Raw genomic sequence first — 15,345 nt, forward strand, 5'->3', positions numbered from 1 at the left:
CATCTCCGCAGTCGCGATCGCGGTTCTCGTCGTGGTCGCAGCAGCCGTGGTGTGGGTGCGCGGAGACGCGCACGGCACCGAATCGGTGACCGCGTCGTCCACGGTGCCGACCCCGGTCGCCGCCGATCAGCTGCCGACGTCGCTGCGTGAGTTGTGGCACGCGCCCGACCGTGCGAGCGCGCGTGCGCTGGTGTCCGGCGGGGTCGCGGTGACCGGCGACGACGACACCGTCACCGGCCGCGACCCGCGCACCGGCGAGCAACTCTGGAAGTACCGGCGCGACATGCCGCTGTGCGGGCTCGAGGGCCAGTACGGCATGGTGATCGCGGTCTACCGCGACGAGCGCGGCTGTAGCCAGGCCACCATGCTGGCCGGCGACAGCGGCGCCCGCCGCACGGCGCGCAGCAGCTACATGGACCGGGACGTGCATCTGTCCGCCGACGGCACCTACCTGCTGGCGCAGGGGCCGCAGCGGCTGGAGATGTGGCGCTCGGACCTGGTGCGCACCGTGGAGTACGGCTTCGTCGACGCCCCGGTGAACGTCAAGACGCAGCCGCGCAAAGGGTGCACGCTGCTGTCGTCGGGTTCCAGTCCGTCCCGGCTCGCCGTGCTGGAACGCTGCCCCGCCGACCCGGCCGAGCGGCTCACGGTGCTCAACCCGGCCCCCAAGGACAACACGGTGCCGGAGGAGTACGGCTCGCACGTATTGTCCGGTCCCGGGTCGGATTCCGCGGAAGCACGGGTGCTCGCGGTGTCCGACAGCAGGGTCGTGCTCTACTTCCCCGCCGCCCCAGGCGCCGAGCAGCTGCCGCCGCGCCTGGCGGTCTACGACGGGAACGGCAATCCCATTGTGGTGCATCAGCTTTCGGCGCCGCTGAGCCAGACGGCCACGACCACCCGGATCGGATCGGCCTATCTGGTTTTCACCGGAAACAGCGTGATCGCCTTGAACGGCAGCACTTTCGATCCCCTGTGGACGGCAGGCGGCGCCCTCGGGTCACCCGCTCTGATGGCGGGCAAACTGCTGCTGCCCACCACCGGCGCGCTCGCCGTCCTCGACCCGGCCACGGGAGCCGAAGCGGGTCGCATTCCGGTGGACCGGCCCGGCTATACCGGAAACCCCATCGCGCTCACCGTCATCGGGAACACCGTGCTGGAACTGCGCGACGGCGATTTGCACGCCCTCGGCTGAGGGACACGCCGAAATCCGTCGGTGCCGTGGAGCGGATTCCGGTTCACAGTCGACCTGGAGCCGACCGCCTGTCGAAGCACGGCACGGGCCCATAGGGGAGTTCGCAGCGTGGGTGAGTGCGGACATTCCGTTGCTCGCGGACTATCGGGGCGAGGTCGTCGGCCGGCGCCGCTGATGGCGCTCGAAATCGGCGAGCCGATCGGGGTCACAGCCGCTTCGCCACTGTCACGGGAACACCACCGTGCCGCTGCATGATCAACGGTGGACCATCATGGAGGCATGTCCGCACTCGACGATGCCCGCGTTGTGCTGCTCCGGCACGGCGAGACCAGCTGGTCCACGCAGCGGCGGCACACCGGCCGCACCGATCTCCCGCTCACCGAGCGCGGTGAAGACCAGGCCAGGGCGGCGGGCGGCTTGCTCGCCACGCTGAAACTGCGGAATCCGTTGGTGCGCACCAGCCCACGGCTACGGGCGATGCGCACCGCGGAGCTGGCCGGGCTCACCGACGCGGTGGTCGACGACGACCTCGCCGAATGGGATTACGGCGCCTACGAGGGACTCACCACCCCGCAGATCCGCGAGTCCGCGCCCGGATGGACCATCTGGACAGGCCCGGTTCCGGACGGTGAGACCGCGCAGCAGGTGTGCGAGCGCGCCGACCGGGTGCTGGCCGCTGTGACGCCCGCGCTCCCGGAGCGGGATATCGTGCTGGTGGGGCATGGCCACTTCTCCCGCGCGCTGATCGCCCGCTGGGCCGAATTCGAGATCCGGGAGGGCCGCCGGTTCGCCATGGCGACCGGCGCGCTGACCGTGCTCGGCTACGAACACGACGCGCGCACGATCCGCGCGCACAACCTGGTACCCAACGGAGCGTCACTGTGACCCGACCCGCCACCGATTCCACCGCCGTCGACCTCGGCGCCGCCGTCCTGCGCCGCGCCGTCCCCTCCGACGTGCCCGGACTGGTCGACCTCATCTACGACCTGGCCGAATACGAGAAGGCACGGCACGAGTGCACGGTCACCGCCGAGCAGCTGGGTTCGGCGCTGTTCGGGCCGGAACCGAAGGTGTTCGCGCATGTGGTGGCGGACGAGTCCGGTCTGCTCGGCTGCGCCATCTGGTTCCTGAACTTCTCCACCTGGGACGGTGTGCACGGCATCTACCTCGAGGACCTCTACGTGCGTCCGGAGACCAGGGGCAAGGGCTACGGCAAGGCGCTGCTCACGGCTCTGGCGAAAGAGGCGGTCGACCACGGCTGCAGCCGTGTGGCCTGGTCGGTGCTGACCTGGAACAAGCCCTCGATCGACTTCTACGAGTCGATCGGCGCCGTGGCCCAGGACGAATGGCTGGGCTATCGGCTCAGCGGCGACGCGCTCGGCAAGCTGGCCGCCGACGCGCGGTAGCGCGGGATGTCCTGGCTCCCGCCGCTTGATCTCGCGTCCTGGCCCACCACCGCCGCATCGGCGATGGCGCTGCAGGACGAATTGCGGCCGCTGATCTCGCCGGTCACGCCGCCGGGCGCCCGGTTCCGCACGATGGCCGGGCTCGACTCGGCCTACGACGACACCGGCGCCGTGGCCGCGGCCGTCGTCGTCTTGGCGGCGGACACCCTGCGACCGATCACTTCCGCGGTCGCGCACAGCGTCGCCGACTTCCCGTACGTGCCCGGTCTGCTGGCTTTCCGGGAGATTCCGGCCACCCTCGCCGCGCTCGAAAAACTCGACAGCGCACCGGATCTGCTGGTCTGCGACGGACAGGGACTCGCCCATCCGCGCCGCTTCGGCCTCGCCTGCCACCTCGGCCTGCTCACCGGCGTGCCGACGATCGGCGTGGCGAAGACCGTGTGGGGCGACTACGCCGAACCGGGTCCCGAACGCGGCGCGGCCACCGACATCACCATCGACGGAGCGGTGGTCGGGCGGGCGTTGCGCACCAGAACCGGCGTCAAGCCGGTGTTCGTCTCCGTGGGGCACCGCATAGACCTCGACACCGCCTGCGCCCAAGTGCTGGCGCTGACCCCGCGCTACCGGCTGCCGGAGACCACCCGGCACGCCGACCACCTCTGCCGGGCGGCGCTGCGCGCGGCCGGGAACTATTCCGGCTCGACCCCGTAATCCTGAGCCATCCAGCGGGTGGACGGCGGCGCGAACAGCAGCACCAGCGCGGCGACCGCGACCACCCCGAGCACCGTGCCGTAGACCGGCTGATGCGAATCGGTGAGCAGCGACCAGGTGACCGGGAGCAGCAGCAGCTGGGCGATGACGGCGATGGCGCGACCCCAGCGTTTCCCCAGCAGCAGTCCGATGCCCGCGGCCAGCACCGCGCCGCCGAGGATGCCGAACCAGGCCGCGGTGCCGTAACCGCTGGTCGCGGACTGGTCGTGGCCGAGCAGCCCCCGCACCACCAGCACGATCGCGAAGCCCACCGCGACGACGCCCTCGAGCGTCACCAACCCCCCGGCCGCCCGAACCGTCGTCGGCGCTGTTCCCGCGGCCGCGCTCTTGTCGCTCACGATCGCGCCCCGCCTGCGTTCGGCTCCGTCGTGCGCCGCCGCGCACGGTGTCCTCGCTTCCCTTGCTGACGCTCGTTCACGCGGCAAGCCTACGACCCGCTCGCCCGCGCCATCGTCCTGGCGTGGACCTGCGCAACGGCGCCCGAGGCGGCGCTCGCCGCTTTTCCGGCGCGGGTCGGCGGCCAACTAGGCTGCCATCGTGCGGACGCTGCTGATCGTGAACCCGAATGCCACCTCGACCACACCGGCGACCCGGGACCTACTTGCGCACGCGTTGGAGAGCCGCACGCAGCTGACCGTTGCGCACACCCAGCATCGCGGCCACGCCGCGGAACTGGCCCAATGGGCAGCGACCAACGAGATGGACCTGATCGTCGTGCACGGTGGCGATGGGACGGTCAACGAGACCATCAACGGTTTCCTGCCGCTGCCCGTCCTCGACGACGGTCAAGCCTGGTTGCCGCGCCTCGGTGTGATCCCGGGCGGCTCGGCCAACGTCTTCGCCAGGGCGCTCGGCATCTCCCCCGACCCGGTGACCGCCACCAACCAGCTCATCGACCTGCTCACACTGGACGCCGATCGCCGGATCGGCCTGGGTCTGGCCGACGACCGCTGGTTCTGCTTCAGCGCGGGCGTCGGACTCGACGCCGACGTGTGTGAGGCGATCGACGCCAGTCGCGCCCGCGGCCGCGCCGCCACTCCGGCACGCTATGTTCGAACAACCGTGCGACAATTCTTCCGGGCAAAGCGCAATGAACCCGGCGTTCAGGTCGAAATTCCCGGCCGTGAGCCCATAGACGGGGTGCATTACGCCTTCGTTACCAACACCACACCGTGGACATATCTGAACGCCACGCCGGTGCACACCAACCCCGGCACCCGGTTCGAAACGGGCCTCGGCGTGTTCGCGGTGCGCTCCATGGCCGTCCTCCCGACCCTCCTGCTCGCGCGCCAGCTCCTGGCAGCCAACGGGAATCCCAAGTCCCGCAATTTATTTCGCGAAGACGACGTTCCCACCGTACGAATCGAGTCCAAAGAACCGATCGGCCTGCAAATCGATGGCGACTTCATCGGGAAGCGCAACGTGGTGGATTTCACTGCCGTGCCGGACGTCCTGGCCGTCGTCGCCCCGCGGCCGCGCTGAGCGGCGAAACACCGCGAAAAACATCGCGGTAAGTGGTGCGAAATCGGGGTAGAGCGAGTACAAAGGACCGGGCAGGCTTCCCCACAGCGGGGGCCTTCAGAGCGTGAGCTTCCCCACGGTGCACCGCGTGCCTATTGACATCTACGGTGTTCGTGAAAGCATTCACAAGCAACCGTGCGGAAACATTCGAGTCGCACAAGTGAACGAACCACAAACCATCGGCGCCCTGTGCGGCGCCCAGCAAAGGAGCAGAGGAATGGACTGGCGCCACAAGGCCATCTGTCGCGATGAGGACCCCGAGCTGTTTTTCCCCGTGGGTAACAGTGGTCCGGCGCTCGCACAGATTGCCGATGCCAAGCTGGTCTGCGCTCGCTGCCCCGTAACCGCCGACTGCCTGTCCTGGGCCCTGAAGTCCGGACAAGACGCCGGCGTGTGGGGTGGTATGAGCGAGGACGAGCGCCGGGCGCTCAAGCGTCGCAACGCGCGCACCCGCACCCGCACCGTCGTCTGATCGACAGACGACCAGCCTTACCGGGCCATTCAGCCCGGCCCGGTAACGCATTTCAGCCCGGCACCCAAAGGTGCCGGGCTGTGTTGTTTTTGCACGCTCGTCCGCGAACTGGAAATGATCGGTCTCGCTTCGCGGCGAATCCGGAAGCCGATCAATGCGGTTCGCCGGACCGCAATATCGGCGGCGCGGATTACCGCGTAGCCGGGGCCGCTGTTCGACTGGCGGGCGAGCGAAACCTGTGGGAAAGTGGTTGGTTTTCAAGCGGGTTCGGTAGGTCGCGAATCCGTGCGACACCTCGCATTCCGCTCGATGCGGACATTCGCGAAGTCACCGCACCTCGAGCCGCGACCGCGCCCGAGTAGCGGCCACGCCCGCGACATCCGAGCAACAGCACGCGGACCGATATCGCAGCGGCCGCCCGGCCCCGCCCGCTCTCGGCGATGGGAACTACAGCTCTGCCCCGGGAAACGTGTCGCAGTGATTCTCGAAGCTGCGGCTCGCGGGTCGAACGGGCTGGTCAGCGGCCGGAACGACGGCCCAGTGGGACGCGCAGGACGGCATCGGTACCGATGTCGGCGCCGGGGTGCAGGCCGATGGAGCCGCCGAGTTCGGCGGTCACCAAGGTGCGAACGATCTGGAGGCCCAGCCGATCGGAGGATTCCAGGCTGAACCCGGACGGCAGACCGCGGCCGTCGTCGCTGATGATCACGTCCAGCCAACGGGCCGAACGTTCGGAACGGATTGTCACCGTGCCGTTTTCGCCCGAGTCGAAGGCGTGCTCGATGGCGTTCTGCACCAGTTCGGTGAGCACCATCACCAAGGGGGTGGCGCGTTCGGCGGAGAAGACGCCGAGCGAGCCGGCGCGGCGCACCTTGATGCGCGCGGTGTGCACCGTGGCCACGTCGGCCATGATCGGCAGCAGGCGATCCACGACCTCGTCGAGATCGACCTCTTCGTCCACCGACATCGACAGCATCTCGTGTACCGAGGCGATGGAGGTGACCCTGCGCACCGATTCGGTGAGCGCGACCTGCGCCTCCTCGTTCTCGGTGCGGCGGGCTTGCAGGCGCAGCAGCGCGGCGACGGTCTGCAAGTTGTTCTTGACCCGGTGGTGGATCTCCCGGATGGTGGCGTCCTTGCTCAGCAGCGCCCGATCGCGCCGCTTCACCTCGGTCACGTCGCGGACGAGCACCGCGGCGCCGGCCAGCTCACCGTGCGGGCGCAGCACGAGGGTGCGCAGCAGCACGGTGGCGCCGCGCGCCTCGACCTCCATCCGCCGCCCGGTCCGCCCGGCCAGGGCGGCTTGGATGTCGCCGACCACTTCCTGGGCGTCGAACGGATCGGTGATCAGCGAACGAGTGGTGACGGCGAGATCCTGGCCGGCCAAGTCGGCCTGCAAACCCATGCGATGGTAGGCCGACAGTGCGTTCGGGCTGGCGTAGACGACGATGCCCTCGGTGTCGAGGCGGATGAATCCGTCTCCCGCCCGCGGGCTGGAATGGGTGGCCGCGCGATCCTCGGTGGTCGGGAAGGTGCCGTCGGCGATCATCTGGCACAGATCGTCCGCGCACGCCACGTAGGCGCTCTCCAGCTGACTGCGCACCCGGGAGCGTTGCCGATCGGTGTCGCGGCTCAGCACCGCGATCACGTCGTCGCCGCAGCGCACCGGGATGGCCTCGCGGAGCGCGTGCACCGGATGCGGGTGGTAGACGCCGGACGCCTCGACCTCGCTGTCGGCTCGCACGGTCTCACCGGTGAGCAGCGCCTCGAAGACCTGCGGATGGTCGGCCCGCAGCGCGACCGTGCCCACCAGATCCTCCTGGTGCACGGTGGGCGCGGTGGTGGGACGGCACTGCGCGACGCACACGATGTCCGCGCCATCGGTCACCGGTCCCGCACCGACCCAGAGCAGCAGATCGGCGAAGGACAGATCGGACAGCAACTGCCAATCCCCCACGACCCGCTGCAGATGATCCACGGCGACGCCGGGTAGGTCGGTGTGCTCGGCCAGCAGCTCGCTCAGGGTCGACATGCAGATCTACCGCCGCAATCGATCAGGAGATGACCGCGATCAGGTGGCCCGCCTTGATCGCGTCGCCTTCCTTGACGCCGATCGAGGTCACCGTTCCGCTGGACTCCGCGAGCACCGGGATCTCCATCTTCATCGACTCGAGGATCACCAGGGTGTCGCCCTCCTCGACCTCGTCGCCCTCCTTGGCGACCACTTGGTAGACGACCGACACCAGCTCGGCGAGCACTTCCTCAGCCATGACACCCCATATCCTCGTTGGCCTGCATCCGCTGACGGTACAGCCAACCACACGTGAAAGAATGGCCTTCAATCAGAAGGGAGACTACTCATGGGTAAGCGCGGACGTAAGAAGCGTAGCCGCAAGGGGAACGCGGCCAACCACGGCAAGCGGCCCAACGCCTGAGCGCTACGCTCGGCCCGCAAGCACGAAGCGGCACGCACTTCCAGCAGGAAGGCGTGCCGCTCGCGTTTCATCGGCCGGCTAGTCGGAGGACTCGACCGAGCTCTCCGTGGTCACGATCGTCCGGCGGAGCTCGATGGTCAGGCGCTCACGCAGCGACGCGGGCGCGCGATCACCGCCACACTTGCGGCTGAGCAGGCTCTTGATCTTCTCCTCGATGCCGTAGGCCTCGATACAGGGGCTGCAGTGCTCCATGTGGTGCTGCAACCGTTCCCGAGTCGCGTCGTCGCACTCCCCGTCCAGCATCAGCCACACGTCGGCGAGTACCGCCGTGCAGTCGAGCTCCATGTCAGGGTCCCGCTCGGTACTCACTGCTTGACCTCCTGGCGTTCCCCCGAACGGTTGAATCCACGCTCGCGCGCGACATCGGCGAGCAGACCCTTCAGTTGTTTCCGGCCCCGGTGCAGCCGGGACATCACCGTACCGATGGGAGTGCCCATGATGTCGGCGATCTCCTTGTACGGGAAACCCTCGACGTCGGCGTAGTACACCGCCATGCGGAACTCCTCGGGGAGTTCTTGCAGCGCGGCCTTGATGTCGTCGTCCGGCAACGCGTCCAGCGCCTCGACCTCGGCCGAGCGCAGCCCCTGCGAGGTGTGCTCCGCTGTGGCGGCCAACTGCCAGTCGGTGATCTCGTCGGTCGGATACTGCGCGGGCTGGCGCTGCTTCTTGCGGTAGGAGTTGATGTAGGTGTTGGTCAGGATCCGGTACAGCCAGGCACGCAGGTTGGTGCCCTCCCGGAACGACTTGAAGCCCTGGTAGGCCTTCACGTAGGTCTCCTGGACCAGGTCCTCGGCGTCCGCCGGGTTCCTGGTCATCCGCAGCGCGGCGCCGTAGAGCTGGTCGAGCAGCGGGAGCGCGTCCCGTTCGAACCGCTGTGCCAGCTCGGCATCGTCGACGGCGGCGACATCGTCGGCCGCCACGTCATCGTCGCTCGTCACACCTGTCCCTTCGATCGCCGTACCTGCCAAATCTACCGGCATCGGCACATCGAAGGAGAATCCGCCGTCGGTCGGGGACACCTCGGTCCATACCGGACGGTCGTCGAGCAGCACGGGCACAGGCGTCTCCTCGTCGTCTCATAGGGCCTGCTCACGCGGTGGAAATCAGTTCCAGCGCGGTGTACCGGCTACAACATGCGCGACCCGTCCGGTGTTCCCACCGACCATCGACCCCGGCGAATGCGCAGGAAATCCCGTTGCGGGCGGTGTCACGGCCGCCGTTAGGGTTTGGCCCATGGCAGCAGGCTCGACCCCGGCGATCCGCGCGTTGACCCAGGCGAAGGTGTCCCATCGCGTGCACGCCTACAAGCACGATCCGCGCTCCGATTCCTACGGCACCGAGGCGGTCGACGCGCTCGGCGCCGAACTCGGGGTCGCGGCCGAGCAGATCTTCAAGACCTTGGTCATCGAACTCGCCACCGGCTCGCTCGCGGTGGCCGTGCTTCCGGTGCCGAACACGTTGTCGCTCAAGGCCGCCGCGGCGGCGCTGGGTGCGTCGAAGGCGAGCATGGCGGACAAAACGCGTGCGGAGAAGACGACCGGGTACGTCCTCGGCGGAATCTCCCCGCTCGGTCAGCGCAAGCGGCTGCCCACCGTGATCGACGACTCGGCGCTGACCTGGGACCGGATGCTGTGCAGCGCCGGACGGCGCGGACTGGAGATCGAGCTGGCGCCCACCGACCTGATCCGGCTGACCGCGGCGGTGACCGCACCCGTGACATCCGCGTAATTCGGCCAAGATCGCCGCGATCTGTGCGTTACTGAACTCGCCAGATCGATCCGACTCGAGGATGTGATGCGAATGTCTACGCAGCAGCGTTTGCGCACCCTGATCGTCGCGTTGTTCGGAGCTCTCGTCTTGGCTCTCGGTTCGGTAACGCTCTCCGCCCCGGAGGCGGCCGCCGCGCCGGACAGACCGCCGCTCACGCAGGCCGGCGATTCCGTGTTCGACTTCGACGGTCAGGGTTCGAAGAGTGACGACAAGGCCGGGAAAGCCGAGAAGCTGAGCGGCAATGTCACCACCAAGTTGATCGACTTGGTCGCCGGAATCATCAAGTGCGGACTGAACATCGCTTCACCCAGCGTGAAGTGCAGTTTATAACTGGCAGCGCCTGCGGCGCTGCGTGTTCGCGGCCCCCTCATGGCTCGCGTCCGAGTGGCCACCGCTAGCGACTTCGTCGCGGACGCGGGGCCACCCGGACGCGAGCCGGGCCGCGAACGGCACAATCTCCGCGCTCAGAGCAGGCTGATCTGCTCGGCTTGCTTCTGATCCTCCACGCGGGCGAGCAGTTCCGGGCCGTTGTTGCGCACGCTGTTGACCAGGGCAGGGACCGGGCGAGGCACAATTCCGGCGACGACCTCCTCGGACGGCGTCTCCAGTAGGCTCGCCGGGGCCGGGTGATCAGGGTCGAGCCACGCGTCCCAGTGCTCCTGCGGCATGGGCAGCGGCATCCGGTCGTGGACGCGGGTGAGGTCGCCGACCGCGTCGGTGGTCAGGATGGTGCACGACAGCAGCGGTTCGCTTTCCGGCTGCGACCGGTCGCGCCAGACCGACCACAGACCGGCCATGTAGAGCCGGGAACCGTCCGCGTTGGCCATGTAGTACGGCTGCTTGGCGACCTTGCCTTTCGCGCCCTTTTCGCCGTTCGGCTCGACGACCCACTCGTACCAGCCGTCCATCGGCACCAGGCAGCGCCGGTACTTCACCGCGTCACGGAAGGACGGCGTGGTCGCGGCCTTGTCGGCGCGGGCATTGAACAGCGGTTTGCCTTTGACGGGGACGCCGGGCTCGGCCGCTTTCGTCCACACCGGGATCAGTCCCCAGCGCATGCGCCGGATACGCATTCTCGGGTCGTCGTCTTCGCGGCCTTGGTCGTGCCGCTCGACCACGGTGAGCACCTGGGTCGTCGGGGCAACGTTGTAATTGGTGAACGAGCTCTCGTCGGCCGCGCCGGTCTCATCGATCGCATCCAACTCGACCGCGAGCCTGCCGGGATTGGTCGTGGTCGCATATCGTCCGCACATATCCCGATAGTCCCACTCGCCACCGACAACGTCGGAGACAATTGGTGCATAGCTGGTGACCTGTTGAGAGTTGTGACATAGCATTCTCTCATCGAACGGACGGGCCGCCCGTCCACTCGGACACACGCATCGACCGTCCACCGCAGACGGCAAGAGGAGAACCACTGTGACATCCACCGACACCAAACCGGCCGACCACGACACGGCACTGACGTCGGTCAATCCGGCGACAGGCGAGGTGATCGGCACGCACGTCATCGCCGACGACGCCGCGGTGGCCGCCGCGGTCGCCAAGGCTCGCGCAGCGGCCGCCACCTGGGGCGCGCTGAGTTTCGATCAGCGGCGCACGCATCTGCTGCGCTGGTCGAGCAAACTGGTGCAGAAATCGGACGAATTCTGCGCACTGATCCACGCCGAGAACGGCAAGCCGCTCGACGACGCCTTCCTGGAATTGATGCTCGCGCTCGAGCACATCTCCTGGGCGGCCAAGAACGCGAAGAAGGTGCTCGGCCCCAAGCGGGTCTCCCCCGGCGCGCTGATGTCGAACTTCAGCGCTCGGCTCGAGCAGCGCCCGCTCGGCGTCGTCGGCGTGATCGGCCCGTGGAACTACCCGGTCTACACGCCGAACGGTTCCATCGCCTACGCGCTGGCCGCGGGCAACACCGTCGTGTTCAAGCCGAGCGAATACTCCACCGGCATCGGCAACTTCCTCGCCGACGCGTTCGCCGAAGCCAATCGGGAACTGCCCGAGGGCGTTTTCACCACGATCAACGGCTACGGCGCAACGGGCGCGGCGCTGGTCCGCTCGGACGTCGACAAGATCGCGTTCACCGGCTCCACCGCCACCGGTAAGCGGATCATGGCCGCTGCCGCCGAACGACTCACCCCCGTGCTGCTGGAATGCGGCGGCAAGGACGCGGTGATCGTCGCCGCCGACGCCGACATCAAGGCCGCGGCGGACGCGGTCGCCTGGGGCGCCACCGCCAACAGCGGACAGACCTGCGCGGGCGTCGAGCGGGTCTACGTGGACCGCTCGGTGCGCGAGGAGTTCGTCGCGGAGGTCAAGCGCATCCTCACCGACGTCAAGCCGGGTTCCGGCGACAAGGCCTCCTACGGCCCGATGACCATGCCGAGCCAGATCGACATCGTCCGCCGCCACATCGATGACGCGCTGAAGAGCGGCGGCACCGCGGTGCTCGGCGGTCCCGAGTCGGTCAAGGCGCCCTTCATCGAGCCGGTCGTGCTGGTCGACGTGGACGAGAACTCCGAGGCGGTGTGCGAGGAGACCTTCGGCCCGACCATCACCATCCGCACCGTCGACAGTGTCGACGAAGCGGTGGAGTTGGCCAACAATTCCAAGTACGGCCTCTCCTCTGCGGTCTACTCGAAGAAGAACGGCCTCAATATCGCGCGCAAGCTGCGCGTGGGCGCCACCTCGGTGAACTCCGTGCTCGCCTTCGCCGCCATTCCCGGCCTGCCCTTCGGCGGCGTCGGCGATTCCGGCATCGGCCGCATCCACGGCGAACCGGGTCTGCGCGAGTTCACCCGCCCGCACTCGATCGCGGTGCAGCGCTTCACCGTTCCCGGTATGGCGCTGCTGAGCTACAGCCGCACCGACTCCACGATGAAGCTGCTGCGCAAGCTCGTCCCGTTCCTGCACGGGCGGCACAAGTAGGATTCCCACGGCCGGGCCGGGCACTCGACCTCGAGTACCCGGCCCCGTGCCGTAGGTGGTACCTGCGGCGATCCGCTAGGTGAAGGCCCGGTCGAGCCGAGTCGACAACCAGCCACGACAGACCGCGCACCGGAATGGAGCTTCGATACCGACGTGCCCAGCGCACCGCAACCCCGTCTTTCGAGCGAAGCGAGACCGAGCCACCAGAGGGCCGCGTACACCCAGCGCCGCAGGCGCTGGCAAACCAACACCGTGTGATGATGGACGAGTGAACTTCTGGCCAGCGCCCCATGTCGAGGTCCCCGTACACGCGACCGTGACCCTGCCCGGATCGAAATCCATCACGAACCGGGCGCTCATCCTGGCCGCCCTTGCCGACGGTCCGTCCACCATCACCGGTGCGCTGCGCAGCCGGGACACGAACCTGATGATCGCCGCGCTGCGCGCGCTCGGCGCGGACATCGAGGGCGCGCGCGACACGCTCACCGTCACCCCGGCGCCGCTGGGCGGCGGCACGGTCGACTGCGGGCTCGCGGGCACGGTGATGCGCTTCCTGCCGCCGGTCGCCGCCCTGGCGTCGGGCGATGTCGCGTTCGACGGTGACGAACAGGCCAGGATCCGGCCGCTGCGCACGATCCTGGACGCGCTGCGCTCGCTCGGCGCCGATATCGACGGCGACGCACTGCCGTTCACCGTGCACGGCAAGGGCGCGCTGCGCGGCGGCACTGTGACGATCGACGCGTCCGGGTCGTCGCAGTTCGTCTCGGGCCTGCTGCTGTCGGCCGCGCGCTTCGACGAGGGCTTGGTGGTGCACCACGACGGCAAGGCGCTGCCGTCGATGCCGCACATCGAGATGACCGTGGAAATGCTGCGGCGCGCCGACGTGCGGGTGCAGGCGCCCGCGGACAGCTTCAAAGCGCAGACCTGGACCGTGGAGCACGGGCCGATCCGCGCCGTGGACTGGGAGATCGAGCCCGATCTGTCCAACGCCACCCCGTTCCTGGCCGCGGCCGCGGTCACGGGCGGCACGGTCAGCATCCCGCACTGGCCGCGGCTGACCACGCAGCCGGGCGACGTCATCCGCGAGATCCTCGTGCGGATGGGCGCGGAAGCGCGGATCTTCGACGGCGTGCTCACCGTGCACGGCCCCGACCGGCTCGCAGGCATCGATATCGACCTGCACGACGTTGGTGAGCTGACGCCCACCGTCGCCGCGCTGGCCGCGCTGGCCGACTCCCCGTCCGTGCTGCGCGGCATCGCGCATCTGCGCGGTCACGAGACCGACCGGCTGGCCGCGCTGTCCACCGAGATCAACCGCCTCGGCGGCAAGGTGACCGAGACCGCGGACGGACTGGAGATCGTGCCCACCGAACTGCACGGCGGCAAGTGGCATTCCTACGCCGATCACCGGATGGCCACGGCCGGAGCCATTCTCGGCCTGCGGGTACCCGGGATCGAGATCGAGGACATCGGGACCACGGCCAAGACCCTGCCGAACTTCGTCGCGTTGTGGGAGCAGATGCTCGACCCCGCGCTATCCGACGAAGGAGCGGCGCACTGAGCCGGGGAGGACGATCCGCGGCCAGCTACGACGAATCCGACGTCCGGGTTCGTCCCGGGCGCAGTTCCCGACCCCGCACCAAGACCCGTCCGCAGCACAGCGACGCCGAGCAGGCCATGGTGGTGGCGGTCGACCGGGGCCGGTGGGGATGCGTCCTCGGCGGCGATCCGGATCGCCGCATCGTCGCGATGCGCGCCCGGGAACTGGGCCGCACTCCGATCGTGGTCGGCGACCAGGTGGACGTGGTGGGCGATCTGTCCGGGCGACCGGACACCCTCGCGCGCATCGTCCGGGTCGCCGACCGCAGGACGGTGCTGCGCCGCACCGCCGACGACACCGATCCGTTCGAGCGCATCGTGGTCGGCAACGCGCAGCGGCTGTTCATCGTCGTCGCGCTCGCCGATCCGCCGCCGCGCACCGGCTTCGTGGAGCGCGCCATGGTCGCCGCGTACGCCGGTGGGCTGCAACCGGTTCTGTGCCTGACCAAGCACGATCTGGCGGCCGACTCCGAATTCGCCGCCGCCTTCGAGGATCTCGATCTCACCATCGTCTACGGCGGCATCGACGATCCGCTCGATCCGGTGCTGGATCTGCTCACCGATCACCTCACCGCGCTGATCGGCCACTCCGGGGTGGGCAAGTCCACGCTGGTGAATCGTCTTGTGCCCGATGCGGAGCGGGCGGTGGGCGAGGTGTCGGGGGTGGGCAAGGGCAAGCACACCTCCACCCAATCGGTCGCGCTCCCGCTGCCCAGGGGCGGCTGGGTCATCGACACGCCGGGCGTGCGGTCGTTCGGCCTGGCCCACATCACCCCGGACGACGTCATCGCCGCCTTCACCGACCTCGCCGACGCTATCGAGGACTGTCCGCGGGGCTGCACCCACCTCGGTCCGCCCGCCGATCCCGAATGCGCGCTGGACCAATTGCCGGGCAAGGAACACCGGGTGGCCGCCATCCGCCGTCTGCTCGTCGCCCTGAACTCCAACGATCCCTGGTAATCGCCTCAGCCGTCCGAGACTCAGTCGAAAAGCCGGCCGATCATCGCGCTCTGCCCACTTTGCAGCACATGCGCGGCGGTCAGCGGAATCCAGAAGCACTCCAACTTCGTCGGCGGGGCCAAGCCGTCGTGGTCCTCCTGACTCGCCCACCGTTCGGGTGTGGTTCGGTGTAACGCGAGCTGGAAGAAGTGACGCCGGTGCGTCTGTAGCACACAACTTTCTCTCGCCGGA

19 protein-coding genes are annotated in these 15,345 nt (G+C 68.5%); 12 read left to right on the forward strand and 7 right to left on the reverse strand.

Translation table 11 applies throughout. The features are described from left to right. Position 1 precedes the first annotated feature (1 nt). From ON21_RS21915 to ON21_RS21930, 4 genes are all read left to right on the forward strand, one after another. Positions 2–1,192: an Rv3212 family protein gene (locus ON21_RS21915; protein ID WP_051021195.1), complete on the forward strand. Its 1,191-nt coding sequence runs from the start codon at positions 2–4 to the stop codon at positions 1,190–1,192. 279 nt (positions 1,193–1,471) lie between these two features. Continuing rightward, positions 1,472–2,077 (forward strand): acid phosphatase, encoded by a 606-nt coding sequence (locus ON21_RS21920; protein ID WP_039800322.1) that lies wholly within the window; start codon positions 1,472–1,474, stop codon positions 2,075–2,077. Continuing rightward, positions 2,074–2,598, forward strand: coding sequence for a GNAT family N-acetyltransferase (locus ON21_RS21925; protein WP_051021196.1), 525 nt, complete (start codon positions 2,074–2,076; stop codon positions 2,596–2,598). Before ON21_RS21920 ends, ON21_RS21925 begins: the two co-directional genes overlap by 4 nt. A 6-nt stretch (positions 2,599–2,604) precedes the next feature. Further along, positions 2,605–3,309, forward strand: a complete 705-nt coding sequence (locus ON21_RS21930; RefSeq protein WP_039800323.1) for an endonuclease V — start codon at positions 2,605–2,607, stop codon at positions 3,307–3,309. On the opposite strand, the gene ON21_RS21935 is transcribed toward ON21_RS21930, so the two are convergent. After that, positions 3,288–3,710: a hypothetical protein gene (locus ON21_RS21935; protein ID WP_444543667.1), complete on the reverse strand. Its 423-nt coding sequence runs from the start codon at positions 3,708–3,710 to the stop codon at positions 3,288–3,290. The genes ON21_RS21930 and ON21_RS21935 overlap by 22 nt on opposite strands. Positions 3,711–3,906: 196 nt before the next feature. Between ON21_RS21935 and ON21_RS21940 the strand changes: the two genes are divergently transcribed. Then, positions 3,907–4,851 carry a diacylglycerol/lipid kinase family protein gene (locus tag ON21_RS21940; protein WP_039800325.1) on the forward strand — a complete coding sequence of 315 codons (945 nt, stop codon included), beginning with the start codon at positions 3,907–3,909 and terminating at the stop codon, positions 4,849–4,851. A 256-nt stretch (positions 4,852–5,107) separates the two neighbouring features. After that, complete coding sequence (locus ON21_RS21945; protein WP_011211115.1) at positions 5,108–5,362, forward strand: WhiB family transcriptional regulator; 255 nt, start codon at positions 5,108–5,110, stop codon at positions 5,360–5,362. Positions 5,363–5,879: 517 nt separating this feature from the next. Here the strand turns inward: ON21_RS21945 and ON21_RS21950 are convergent. Beyond that, entirely contained in the window at positions 5,880–7,394 is a 1,515-nt protein-coding gene (locus ON21_RS21950; protein ID WP_039800326.1) for a sensor histidine kinase, read from the reverse strand. A 22-nt stretch (positions 7,395–7,416) separates the two neighbouring features. Beyond that, positions 7,417–7,632, reverse strand: coding sequence for a biotin/lipoyl-binding carrier protein (locus ON21_RS21955; RefSeq protein WP_039800327.1), 216 nt, complete (start codon positions 7,630–7,632; stop codon positions 7,417–7,419). A 90-nt stretch (positions 7,633–7,722) separates the two neighbouring features. On the opposite strand from ON21_RS21955, the gene ON21_RS41040 reads away from it, so the two are divergent. Beyond that, positions 7,723–7,797, forward strand: coding sequence for a 50S ribosomal protein bL37 (locus ON21_RS41040; RefSeq protein WP_022597109.1), 75 nt, complete (start codon positions 7,723–7,725; stop codon positions 7,795–7,797). Between the two features lie 78 nt (positions 7,798–7,875). Here ON21_RS41040 and rsrA read toward each other — a convergent pair whose 3' ends face one another. Both rsrA and ON21_RS21965 read right to left on the reverse strand, forming a co-directional pair. Further along, a complete protein-coding gene (rsrA, locus tag ON21_RS21960) occupies positions 7,876–8,142 on the reverse strand; it encodes a mycothiol system anti-sigma-R factor (RefSeq protein WP_039800329.1) in 267 nt (88 codons plus the stop codon). A 20-nt stretch (positions 8,143–8,162) separates the two neighbouring features. Next, complete coding sequence (locus tag ON21_RS21965; RefSeq protein ID WP_444543665.1) at positions 8,163–8,915, reverse strand: sigma-70 family RNA polymerase sigma factor; 753 nt, start codon at positions 8,913–8,915, stop codon at positions 8,163–8,165. Between the two features lie 175 nt (positions 8,916–9,090). On the opposite strand from ON21_RS21965, the gene ybaK reads away from it, so the two are divergent. Both ybaK and ON21_RS21975 read left to right on the forward strand, forming a co-directional pair. Then, positions 9,091–9,585 carry a Cys-tRNA(Pro) deacylase gene (ybaK, locus tag ON21_RS21970; protein WP_039800330.1) on the forward strand — a complete coding sequence of 165 codons (495 nt, stop codon included), beginning with the start codon at positions 9,091–9,093 and terminating at the stop codon, positions 9,583–9,585. A 72-nt stretch (positions 9,586–9,657) separates the two neighbouring features. After that, positions 9,658–9,957, forward strand: coding sequence for a hypothetical protein (locus ON21_RS21975; protein WP_039800331.1), 300 nt, complete (start codon positions 9,658–9,660; stop codon positions 9,955–9,957). 134 nt (positions 9,958–10,091) lie between these two features. Here the strand turns inward: ON21_RS21975 and ON21_RS21980 are convergent, their stop codons facing one another. Then, positions 10,092–10,880, reverse strand: a complete 789-nt coding sequence (locus ON21_RS21980; protein ID WP_039800332.1) for an SOS response-associated peptidase — start codon at positions 10,878–10,880, stop codon at positions 10,092–10,094. Between the two features lie 166 nt (positions 10,881–11,046). On the opposite strand from ON21_RS21980, the gene ON21_RS21985 reads away from it, so the two are divergent. The 3 genes from ON21_RS21985 (at position 11,047) to rsgA (ending at position 15,114) form a co-directional block, all read left to right on the forward strand. Further along, a complete protein-coding gene (locus ON21_RS21985) occupies positions 11,047–12,555 on the forward strand; it encodes an aldehyde dehydrogenase family protein (RefSeq protein ID WP_083880796.1) in 1,509 nt (502 codons plus the stop codon). A 268-nt stretch (positions 12,556–12,823) separates the two neighbouring features. After that, a complete protein-coding gene (gene aroA / locus ON21_RS21990; RefSeq protein WP_039800333.1) occupies positions 12,824–14,116 on the forward strand; it encodes a 3-phosphoshikimate 1-carboxyvinyltransferase in 1,293 nt (430 codons plus the stop codon). Between the two features lie 116 nt (positions 14,117–14,232). Continuing rightward, positions 14,233–15,114 (forward strand): ribosome small subunit-dependent GTPase A, encoded by an 882-nt coding sequence (gene rsgA / locus ON21_RS21995; RefSeq protein WP_039800335.1) that lies wholly within the window; start codon positions 14,233–14,235, stop codon positions 15,112–15,114. A gap of 20 nt (positions 15,115–15,134) precedes the next feature. Here rsgA and ON21_RS22000 read toward each other — a convergent pair whose 3' ends face one another. Beyond that, positions 15,135–15,326, reverse strand: a complete 192-nt coding sequence (locus ON21_RS22000; RefSeq protein ID WP_218004128.1) for an NUDIX hydrolase — start codon at positions 15,324–15,326, stop codon at positions 15,135–15,137. Positions 15,327–15,345 lie beyond the last annotated feature (19 nt).

Origin of the sequence: Nocardia araoensis NBRC 100135, from assembly GCF_000308435.1 — a bacterium.
GTDB lineage: Bacteria > Actinomycetota > Actinomycetes > Mycobacteriales > Mycobacteriaceae > Nocardia > Nocardia araoensis.